Annotated in this window: 8 protein-coding genes and 1 pseudogene; 6 read left to right on the top strand and 3 right to left on the bottom strand. The window is 69.9% G+C overall.

The features are described from left to right. A pseudogene (locus MJ777_RS20705) lies at positions 1 to 687 on the top strand (transposase); the annotation flags it as partial. Here the strand turns inward: MJ777_RS20705 and MJ777_RS23270 are convergent. Beyond that, positions 656 to 1,000: a hypothetical protein gene (locus MJ777_RS23270; protein WP_370652797.1), complete on the bottom strand. Its 345-nt coding sequence runs from the start codon at positions 998 to 1,000 to the stop codon at positions 656 to 658. The pseudogene MJ777_RS20705 and the gene MJ777_RS23270 overlap by 32 nt on opposite strands. 345 nt (positions 1,001 to 1,345) lie before the next feature. Here MJ777_RS23270 and MJ777_RS20715 point away from each other — a divergent pair, with 345 nt between their 5' ends. Genes MJ777_RS20715 through MJ777_RS20725 form a run of 3 tightly spaced genes read left to right on the top strand, consistent with a single transcriptional unit; the run spans position 1,346 to position 5,699 of the window. After that, a complete protein-coding gene (locus MJ777_RS20715; protein WP_239377509.1) occupies positions 1,346 to 1,525 on the top strand; it encodes a hypothetical protein in 180 nt (59 codons plus the stop codon). Positions 1,526 to 1,536: 11 nt separating this feature from the next. Then, on the top strand, positions 1,537 to 4,431 hold the full coding sequence (locus MJ777_RS20720; protein ID WP_239377510.1) for a lantibiotic dehydratase: 2,895 nt from the start codon (positions 1,537 to 1,539) through the stop codon (positions 4,429 to 4,431). After that, positions 4,425 to 5,699 (top strand): lanthionine synthetase C family protein, encoded by a 1,275-nt coding sequence (locus MJ777_RS20725; protein WP_239377511.1) that lies wholly within the window; start codon positions 4,425 to 4,427, stop codon positions 5,697 to 5,699. Before MJ777_RS20720 ends, MJ777_RS20725 begins: the two co-directional genes overlap by 7 nt. 19 nt (positions 5,700 to 5,718) lie before the next feature. Here MJ777_RS20725 and fxlM read toward each other — a convergent pair whose 3' ends face one another. After that, entirely contained in the window at positions 5,719 to 6,945 is a 1,227-nt protein-coding gene (fxlM, locus tag MJ777_RS20730) for a methyltransferase, FxLD system (protein ID WP_239377512.1), read from the bottom strand. A gap of 654 nt (positions 6,946 to 7,599) precedes the next feature. Between fxlM and MJ777_RS20735 the strand changes: the two genes are divergently transcribed. Next, a complete protein-coding gene (locus MJ777_RS20735) occupies positions 7,600 to 9,129 on the top strand; it encodes a helix-turn-helix domain-containing protein (RefSeq protein ID WP_239377513.1) in 1,530 nt (509 codons plus the stop codon). Between the two features lie 78 nt (positions 9,130 to 9,207). Next, positions 9,208 to 9,660, top strand: coding sequence for a deaminase (locus tag MJ777_RS20740; protein WP_239377514.1), 453 nt, complete (start codon positions 9,208 to 9,210; stop codon positions 9,658 to 9,660). A gap of 85 nt (positions 9,661 to 9,745) precedes the next feature. Here MJ777_RS20740 and MJ777_RS20745 read toward each other — a convergent pair whose 3' ends face one another. Beyond that, entirely contained in the window at positions 9,746 to 10,057 is a 312-nt protein-coding gene (locus tag MJ777_RS20745) for a hypothetical protein (RefSeq protein WP_239377515.1), read from the bottom strand. Positions 10,058 to 10,188 lie beyond the last annotated feature (131 nt).

The raw sequence follows: 10,188 nt of genomic DNA on the forward strand, positions 1-10,188 counted from the left end.
TGGTAACCGTGATCTCGCAGCGGATCACCCGGAGCTCGACCGGGCCGATCAAAAACATGATCATGATGCTGGCGACGGACACCTCGCTGTGGAGCGACGACGTGTGGGTCGTTGACTCCACCCCCGTCGGCTGCGGCTGCTCGCGGGAGACCGTCATGCGTTCCGACCTGGCTGGGTGGGCCCAGTACGGTTCCTGTGCGTCGCACTCGCGGTATTGGTGGGGCCTGCGCCTGCACCTGGTATGCACGCTCGGCGGGCTGCCGATCCTGTTCGCGCTCACCGGCCGGCGCGAAGGCCGACGAGCGCGAGACGCTGCTGGACATGCTGGATGCCGCACCCAAGATCGTTGCTACCCATCCCCGTCAAACGATTATCGGGGACAAGAACTACTTCGGCCGCGCTTTCGAGCGTGCTCTCACCGAGCGTGACCTGAGGTTGCTGCGTCCGGCTCGCGCGGGGGAGCCCGAGCGGGCTGGAGCACAGCTGTTCAAGCCGTTGCGGCAGGTGATCGAATCGATCAGCCAGGCCGTCAAGGGCCAGCGTGACTTGGAGCGACACGGTGGCCGCACGCCGGCCGGCGTGGCGGTCCGGGTGCTATCGCGAATCCTGGCGTTGACTGCGGCGATCTGGCTCAACGATAAGACCGGCCAGCCCATCAAAAGATCTTCGGTCGCTTACGACCACTGACGGTGACGCCATCCCTTGGACTCAACCGTCTAGACTGGGCTGGCCATTTCTCCACTTCGCACAAGCGCGGCCCGGTCATCGAAGCCCGCCCGTTCTCGTCGTATCCGGTGCGCGCGGCGACATCGTTGACTTGGCGCGCGGCCTGGTTCAGCGCCCAGCCATGAGCGTGCCGCCACGCCGCGCGAGGCCGAAACCGGTAACGCCTCGCGAACTCAGCCGCGATCTCGCCGTGCCCCATCCCGAGAGCCCGCATACGGGAACGCAGATCGTCCTGCTCCTCGCGCAGGCTCAGCCGTACCGTCGCCATCTCCACCCACTCAGGTCCTGGTCCGCAGCGCACCACTATCGGCGCAGAGCAGGACTCCTGGTGACGATGTCTATGCGCGTTGTGTATGCATGCCATCGATCTCTGGCATAGCCACCTCCGCCATGCAGGACCGACGCTCGGGGTGTTCAGACCTGGGCGTGTCGTCTGCGGCGGCTTCCTGACCGGCGCCCGGGTCCAGTAGCCGCAGCGCCAGATTGACCAACCAATGTGATTTCTGGCTGTCACAGTTGAGATGGCGCTGTCACGCCCTGATTGCAAGGGGTCGCGACGCGTCGCGGTTCGCGTCGAACCTGGCCGCCGCTGCAACGGGCCATCGTGAGAGGAGTTCCCATGTCAGAGGATGCGACGCTTCTTGACCGCCTCACAGCGGACCTGTTCGACCTCGGTATACGGGCGGTGCCGGTGACCGACGTCGCCGGGTCGAACACGACGTCGGACTGCACAGATGACGGCTGCTCGCGCACCTGTCCGAGTGTGGGTTGCTCGGCCACCTGCAAGAACTGCGACTAGTGAAGCCGCCGGTGCGTTCGCGATGGTTCGCGCCTTTGCCGGGCGCCGCGGTGATGGCGCGCATCCCGCTGCTCCCGGCGGACGGTGCCGTGGAGGGCGGCCCTCTGGACCCGGTTGTGGTCGAGGGGATCACGCTCACGTCACGCGAGGCCGTTCCATCGGTCCTCAGCGCGTCCGGCGAAGGGCGCCCTGCGGCGGTCCGCGCCTTTGACCGTCGGGCACGGCTGCGCCCGACGCCGCGGGCGGTGTTCGCCGGCGTCCAGTCGGTGGCCGTCGCCGAGCGTGGCTCCGTGCTGCGTCTCGGCGGGGAGCATCGCCCCCGCAGCGGCCCGAGCCCGGTGTCGCTGGCTGCTCTCGCCGACCGCGTTCTGGATGTTCCCGGGGTGGTCGAGCGACTCACGTTCACGACGAACAACCTGGTTCGCCGCCGCGGCCAGCGGTTTGAACATGAGCAGCAGCCGCTCGGTCCCGGTGCGCCGCGGCTCGTGACGATCCGCGCGACCGCGGCAAGCGTCCTGGTCCTGCGGTTGTGCGAGCAGGGAACCCGGTACAGCCTGATCAGCGCCGCTGTCGGTGAGCGCTGGCCGACTGTGCCGGAGTCGACGCTGCGCAACATGGTCATCGAGATGACCCGCCAAGGGTTCCTGCTCACCGACCTGTTACCCGCCGATATGGGCGAGGACCCGCTCCGGCACCTCCTCGACCGCCTCCCCGACGGCTGCGATGTCCATCGCCTGCTGGAGGATCTCCGGGCCCGGCTCCACGCCGCTGACCAGCTCCCCTTGGGGACAGCACCGCGGCTCGCGGCCCTCAGCGCCGCACGGGATGTGTCCGCCCGTGTCTGCGGTCAGGACAACCCGCTGTGTGTCGACGTCGCCGCCGACGCGGCCATCACCGTGCCGCGGGCGCTGCTGGAGGACGCCGCCGAGGCCATGGGCGTGTTGTGGACGATGAGCTGCACGACGCCGACGCTCACCGCCTACCACACCCGGTTTGTCGATCGGTGGGGCCACGGCCGGTTCGTCCCGCTCGTCGAGGTCGTCGACCCGGTCCTCGGGTTGGGCGACGCGGGCATCGAGACGAGCATCGAACCCGCGCCGGCGCCTCCGGAGCACATCGCGGCCCTCGCCGCTCTGCTCGGCGACGCGACCGCCCACGGCCGCACTGAAGTCGTCGTGGACGCCGCCACCGTTGCCACGCTCGCGGTCCCCGGTTCCGCCTCGCCGCCGCCGGGCGCGGAGGCGTATGCCCGCGTGCTCGCCGTGTCGGAGGCGGACCTGGCCGCGGGCCGGTTGTACCTTGCGCTCTACGTCGGTGGCACCCAGGACGCCGGATCAAGCGCCGGCCGGTTCACCTCACTGCTGGCGGGCAGCCAGCTGCGGGTACCCGATCCGCCAGCGGGCGCGCTCGTCGCCGAGGTGGTGGCACGGCCCCGTATTCCGGTGCTGGCGACGATCGCCCCACCGACCGGCGTCGCCCCGATTCGTATCCCCGTCGGGATCCCCGCCCGGTCGGATGATCTGCGACTCGACGACTTGCTGCTCGTGGCCGACGCTGCGCGCCTCACGCTGTGGTCACGGACTCGCCGCTGTCAGGTCATACCGGTCCTGAACTCGCGGATCGGGCTGCGCTACCTACCGGCGGAGGCCCGACTACTGGCGCTGCTGGGCCGGTCCGGGTGCCGCCCATGGCGCCTGTTCTCCTGGGGGCCGCTGCGTGACACCGCTTTCCAGCCACGGGTGCGCTACCGGTCGACGATCCTCGCGCCCGCACGGTGGCGCTTGCCGAGACTGCTGACAGACGCCGCACGCGACCCCACGGCCTGGCCGGCGCAGTTGCGCTCCTGGCGGACCTCCACCGTCCCGCAACCGCCGACCGTAGTCGTCACCGACGATGACGAACGACAACTCCCGCTCGACCTCAACGATCCGCGGGACGTGGAGCTGTTACGCCGCTATGTGCGACGCGGGCTGCGGGCCATCACCGAACAGCCCGGCGGCGACGGCACCATCCAGGATGTCGTCACCGGACGGTCCGGACGCCATCTACTCGAACTCGTCATCCCACTCGCCGCCACGGCGTCCCCGCCGACCCCGGCTCGCCCGATCACCGCGCTGCCCCGGCCAGCGGGAGCCGGGCACTACTTGCCGGGCGGCCCGTGGCTGTCGCTCGCGATCGGCGCACCAGTGGCCCAGCACGACGAGATCCTCGCCGACCTCGCCGGGATCCTCCCGGGCCTGCGCAGCATGTTCGATCGCTGGTTTTGGCTGCGCTACCGCACGCAGGCCATCGGCCCACAACTGCGGATCCGGTTCCACGGAGCCCCGCCCGTCCTCGGCGGCGAACTCCTACCCGCAGTCTCCCAATGGGGCGCGCGCCTGGTAGCCGACGCTCTCGCCGGCGGATTCAGCGTCGAGCCCTACGACCAGGAGATCGAGCGTTACGGCGGCCTGCCGGCGATCGAGGCGGCTGAGGCAGTCTTCGCTGCCGACAGCGACCTGGTTCTCGCCACACTGACCGCGACCCATGACGCCGATCAGCGGCTTGTCGTGGCCGCGCTGACCGCGGCGGCGGCGGCCCGCACGCTCGCCGGCCCTGATCCTTCCGCGTTCGGCCGCCCTCGCCTCGACCGGGCCGCCCACCGCCGTCTCGCTGATCTGCGCCGCCTCGTGAACGACGCGGCCCGCGACGGTACAGCCACGGTCCCTCCATCTCACCCCGCCTGGGCGGGATACCTGGATGCGCTGCGCGCGTATCACGACCGCCTGCCCGCCGACCGGCGCGCGGACTGCGCCTCCTCTGTGATCCACATGCACGCCAACCGGCTCCTCGGAGACAGCGCCCAGGAGCAGCTCGCCAGGATTCTGGCTATCGCACTCCTCGCCCGCGAGACAGCGCCATGGTGACCAACGATGCAATAACCGGCGACGCTGAGCGGCAATGCCTCGCCGTCACCGAACGACTCCTGCACCCCGAGACCGTCACGACCACTCTCCCGGCCGGCGCTGCGGGCAGTCTCGCCGACGGTCTGCCTGGAACGGCGCTGTTACACGCCCGGCTGGCGGTCGTCCACGCTGATTTTGCGACGGCCGCAGCGAACCATTGGACCCACGCAGCCCGCCAGACTCCGCGCGGCGTCAACCGCACGGGCGTGTTCCACGCCGGCGCTGGCCTGGCGGCGTCGCTGATCATTGGCGTGCCCTACCTCCCGGACCCAGCCCGCCACGCCACGAGCACGGCCAGGGCCGCCCGCTGGCTGTCCACGCAGGCGGTCACCCTCGCCGAGCACCACCGCGCAGCCCTCACCCACGGGGCGATGTGCACGCCCTGGCACGTCTACGACGTCATCACCGGCCTCGCCGGGACCGGCAGGGTGCTGCTCGCCGCCCACCAGTCAGGGCACACCGCCGCCCAACCCGGGCTTCTCGCCGCGCTCACCACACTCACCACACTGATCAACCAAGGCGTCGGAAGCCGCCCCGGCTGGTGGCTGCCCGCGGATCGCCACCCAGACGCCGTCAGCGCGCACCCCTCCGGCGCGGCGACCACCGGCGTGGCTCACGGGATCGCCGGGCCACTCGCGTTCCTCGCCACTGCACACCTCGCCGGATGCACCGTCCCCGGCCAACGCGACGCCATCTCGCACGCCGCCGGCTGGCTGCTGCGCTGGCGCGACGAACGCACCGGGACCTGGCCCCCGCACATCACGGGCGACGAACTCGATGCCGGCCACGCCGCCCAGCCAGCCGGACGCGCTTACGCCTGGTGCTACGGCATTCCCGGCATCAGCCGCGCGCTCACGCTCGCCGGCCAGGCCGCCGGAGAACACGTAGTGGAGGACGCCGCGCGGGACGTGCTGGGCCTCCTCGCGGAACGGCCGGGCCGCTGGGACGTCGAAGGGCCGACGCTCTGTCACGGACACGCCGGCGTCCTCTGCGCCGCTGACGCCATGCACAACACAGCCGTCGCCAAGCAAGCCGCGACCGCGGTCACCGACGCGTTCAACCCCACGCGCCGCTTCGGCTTCGCGCACGTCGCCGGGAGCACGACCACCGACCGGCCCGGTTTCCTCACCGGCGCTGCCGGAACGGCGCTCGCTCTCGCCGAGCACGCCAGGCGCCCCGTCCCCGAGGGCCTGCGCACGGCCTGGGACGCCCTGCTGCTCTTGTCTTGAACGCCGCCCGACCAAGCGATCAAACCGAGGCGGGTACCTGTTCAGCCACCCGGACGAGAACCCGACTGTCGCGCTTGTCGACCGCGAGCAGCACACCCGACTCCTCCGGACGGACGGCGTCAGCCGGGTACGCCTCGATCCACAGCTGGACGCCCTGACCACCATCCAGGTCCCAGTCGCGGACCCGCTCGGCGAGCTGGGCCGCCAGCTCGGCGCCCCGCGGGCCGTAGCCGCACGCCCCGATCTCAAAGCTGGGCATCTCGGCGTCGCCAGTGGGACTCGGCCGCGTCGTGAGATAGGCCAACGTCCCGCCCTCGACGACGCCCATGCTTCCCCACGGCCCCTTCGGCGCCATCAGCCGGCCGTCCTCGACCGCGGCCCGCGAAACCAGGAGCCGGCAGAAGCCCTCCAGCGTGGCCAACCAGAAATCGAGATGCTCGGTCCAACCCCACGGGACAGCGACCCCGGTCCAGCACACCGCCACAGGATGATCCAACGCACCCCGCAGCGCCGAGGCGTCCCCCGGGCGATCGTCGTCGAGCCGAATCGTCAGGTCCGGTCCGTCGCCGACCGGGATGTTCTGCTCGCGAACAGCACCGACGCCACGCATCGGCATGAACCCGTCCTCCACGACCGACCGGCTACGCAGCACCGCTCCGGCACGCTCGAACACGACCGTTCGAGTCAGGCCAAGCATCCGCAACGGCACCACCAGGCGCCCGTCCTCTGCTAGCTGCTCCCACCAAGCCCTCGGGATATCCCAGGCACCAGCCGTGACCACGATCCGGTCAAAGGTTGCCTGTCCCGGCACACCGAGCATGCCGTCTCCGTGCACCACGGTCACGGCCGCACCCAGGCCGCTCAGCGCCGCACCCGCAGCGGACGCCACGGCCTCGTCGTACTCGATCGTCGTCACGGAACCAGCCGGGCCAACCAGATGGGCGAGCAACGCAGCGTTGTACCCAGTCCCAGCACCGATCTCAAGAACCCGATGCCCCGGACGAACATCGAGATCGTCCAACATCCCGGCGACCGTGCCGGGCGCAGACGCCGAACTGATAGGAACCCCGTCGCCGTCGCGATGGGTCACCACCGGGTCCGGCCCATAAGCGCGCTCCAGCGACACGTCGGGTACGAACACGTGCCTCGGCACCGCCCGCATCGCCGCGTCCACCCGGCCACTCAGCGCCGCGCCCGACGGCCGCAGGCCATCGACCATCGCATTCCTCAGCTGGTCGGCTGCCACACCCACCTCCAAGATCATTAATCTAGTGTAATTCTCCAGTCACGGAACGTTCCAGTCGCCTCGCGGGCACTCACCTATGTCGACGACGTAGCGGGTGCGCCGATACCGGCTCCGAGAATGGAATCGTCTCCGGTACTACACCTTGCCCGTACGCACAGGTCCGGGCTCCAGCGCAGCCGCTCGCACGGCACGCAGCAGGCACCGCGACCGCCAAAAGAACCGGGAGCTCCTTCAAGAAGACAGGTCGCACGGGGCAGGTAGCGGTACAGCCGCACGAGTACAGCGCGGGAGCCCACGGTGGGATGACAGCGCCGTGGCCGGCGGACAGCGCACTGCCACGCGTCCCGGGCCTGCCACGCTCCCGAGCATGGGCCTGGCCGGGGGCGGTGGCTATGCCGCGTAGCGTTACCCACTACGGGCTTTGGGTATTGACATCGACACGGACAGTGCTACGTTTCGCAGGTTGACCGCCCGCCGCGTACGAATCGGGGAAGACGGCCAGGGATGACGACGCCACGCCCGCGACGCAGTTGCACCCACTGCGGCCACCGGCTCGCCGCCGACCATGCTGGTTCCGCATGTGGACCGTGCCAGAGGGCCCACGACCATGCGTCTCCGCCCGCCGTGCCGGCGGAGTTCTGGGAGTCAGCGCAGATGCGCGCCGCCCTGGCGAGCTGGCACATGGGCCGGGTCATCCACGCCTACCGCACCCACCCTCGCCACCGACGCACCCTGTCCCAGGAACTCGTCGCCGGCTGGCTCGGCCTCACCCAAGCTAAACTCAGCCACCTGGAAAATGGCCGCGCCCCGGAACAGCTGTCCAAGCTGATCCACTACAGCCGCGTGCTCGCCATCCCCGTTGACCTGCTCTGGTTCGACCGCCCAGGCGAACCCCGCCACCCGGCACCACACAGCCTCCGGACGAACGCTGCTCCCAGTAGCGCACCGACCGCAGCGATGGACGTGGACACAGCGCTCCTGCGCGAACTTGAATGGTTGCTCGCCGAGCCACCGCTGCTCCCGCAAGCCCGCGCGGGCCGAGCGAGTGAGGAGTTGGCCGGAAGCTCCGAAGGTAGGGACGGTCAGCCACGCTGGCTCGACGATGTCATCGGTGGCCGCGATGTGCACGTCTTGATCAGCGGAGCACTTGCACCCGACGGAAGGATCGTCCTCGTGCCAGTCCATCGCCGGGATTTCCTGCGCGCCCTGGGTCTCATGGCCGCAAGCGGAGCAACTCTCAGCCCACTCTCCACGTTGGCGACAGTCCCAGCTGCATCGGCTTCGCTGGACCCCCGCGTCGTCGACCACCTCGCACGGCTGCGCGCCGTCCTCGCCGAGAACGACAACCTCTTCGGTCCACGTCAGGTCATTGCCGCAGCCCAGGAGCAGACCGGTCTCCTCGCCACCCACCTCCGCCACGGCACGAGTTCGACCCCGCAACGGCAGACCCTGCACCACATCCAAACGCAGTTCGCGGATCTCCTCGGATGGCTCCACCAGGACAGCGGAGATCACGCCGCGGCCGGATACTGGCTCGACCGAGCGCTGGAATGGTCGCACCGAGCCGGCGACCCCAAAGCCACCGTGTTCATCCTCGCACGCAAGAGCCAACTCGCCGCCGACCGCGGCGACCCCGGCGAAGCAATCGACGTTGCCGAGGCAGCGTTGACCAGCGCGGAACCGACCGGCCGCCTCGCCGCCATCGCCGCGACCTACAGCGCGCACGGCCACGCCCTACGCGGCGAGAAAACCACCTGCCTGACGCTCTACGACCGCGCCCACGACATCCTCGACCGGGCCGAGCCCGACACCGACCCCTGGGGACAGTTCTTCAGTCCCGCCTACATCGAAGTCCAGCGGGCACACAGCCTCGCCGCGCTCGGCGACTACCCGGCCGCAGCCACCAGCTTCCGGACCGCGATCGACGGCCTGCCCTCGACCTTCCACCGCGACCGCGGCGTCTACCTCGCCCGCGAAGCCCTCGCACACGCAGGAGCACGCGAACCCGAGCAAGCCGCGACACTCGGCCTCCACGCACTCATGGTCGGCACCCAGACGCATTCTGGCCGCATCATGACCAGTCTTCGGTCACTGCATGACGCCGTCGCCGGATGGCGGACTGTCCCCCAGGTACGCGAGTTCCGCCAGGCGATGGGCCAAGTGCCCACGGCCACAGTCACCTGACCGCAGCGCGCCACGCCACCGGCCATCCGGTACACCGCCCTCGGCGGGACCGGACCCCAGGGAAGGACGAGCCGCTCCATGTCCCCACTCGACGACCACCGTTGGATGACCCGGGCCATCGAACTCGCCCACCGCTGCCCACCCGCCGCCGGCGCCTACTCCGTGGGCGCCGTCATCGTCGACGAGAACAACGAAGAGATCGCCTTCGGCCACTCCCGCGAGGTCGACGACAAGGTGCACGCCGAGGAGTCCGCATTCGCGAAGATCGCCCCCGACGACCCCCGGCTCACCACCGCAACGATCTACAGCACCCTCGAACCCTGCTCCCAGCGCAAGTCCCGACCACGCACCTGCACCCAGCTCATCCTGGAAGCAAAGATCCCGCGAGTGGTCATCGCCTGGCGCGAACCCAGCCTCTTCGTCGCCGACTGCCAAGGCTGCGAACTCCTCACCGAGGCCGGCGTCACCGTCGTGGAACTGCCGGAACTCGGCGAACAGGCCCGTGCCATGAACGCCCACCTGTCGGTGTGATCCAATTTCGGCTGATGTCCGCTCGGCCTCGGAAACGCTCTGGGCCGGTGTTCGCCGCCGGTCCAGAGCCACACGGGGTGGGAAGTTAGTACCAGGGGTCGAGCCCGCGCAGGCGCACGGCGACCCGCGCCACGACCGCGGGATCCGTACTGAAGGTGATGTCCGGCAGGCCCGGCGCGCATGCCGGAGCGGCCGTCGGTTCGGGTACGGGTCGTGGGGTGCGCTCGGAAAGCGGTGGCTCGTCGTGGTGACGCTGAGTAGGCACGACGGCGCCAGGGAACCGTGCCCACACGATGATCCCACCGGAGGTCGCCCTGTAGGAACCCCACCGGTCGGTGGGCGCCTCGACGATGCCCAGGCCCCGGCCCGTTTCACTGTCCCCGTCCGCCCGCTGCACCGTGGGCAGGGTGGTGTCGGGTCGGCTCCATACTTCGACTAGGACGTCGCCGCTGGCGGTGGATAGCCGGACCGCGACGAACTCGTCTTCCGGACGGCTAGCCGCAATGCCGTGAAGTTTGGCGGGTCAAC

It is taken from the genome of Protofrankia sp. Cj5, from assembly GCF_917627405.1.
Taxonomy (GTDB): Bacteria; Actinomycetota; Actinomycetes; order Frankiales; family Frankiaceae; genus Protofrankia.

Excerpts from the sequence above, each read along its gene's own strand:
- MJ777_RS20735 (WP_239377513.1), top strand. The coding sequence starts at position 7,600 with ATGCGCGCCGCCCTGGCGAGCTGGCACATGGGCCGGGTCATCCACGCC.
- MJ777_RS20715 (WP_239377509.1), top strand. The coding sequence starts at position 1,346 with ATGTCAGAGGATGCGACGCTTCTTGACCGCCTCACAGCGGACCTGTTC.
- MJ777_RS20740 (WP_239377514.1), top strand. The coding sequence starts at position 9,208 with ATGTCCCCACTCGACGACCACCGTTGGATGACCCGGGCCATCGAACTC.
- MJ777_RS20725 (WP_239377511.1), top strand. The coding sequence starts at position 4,425 with ATGGTGACCAACGATGCAATAACCGGCGACGCTGAGCGGCAATGCCTC.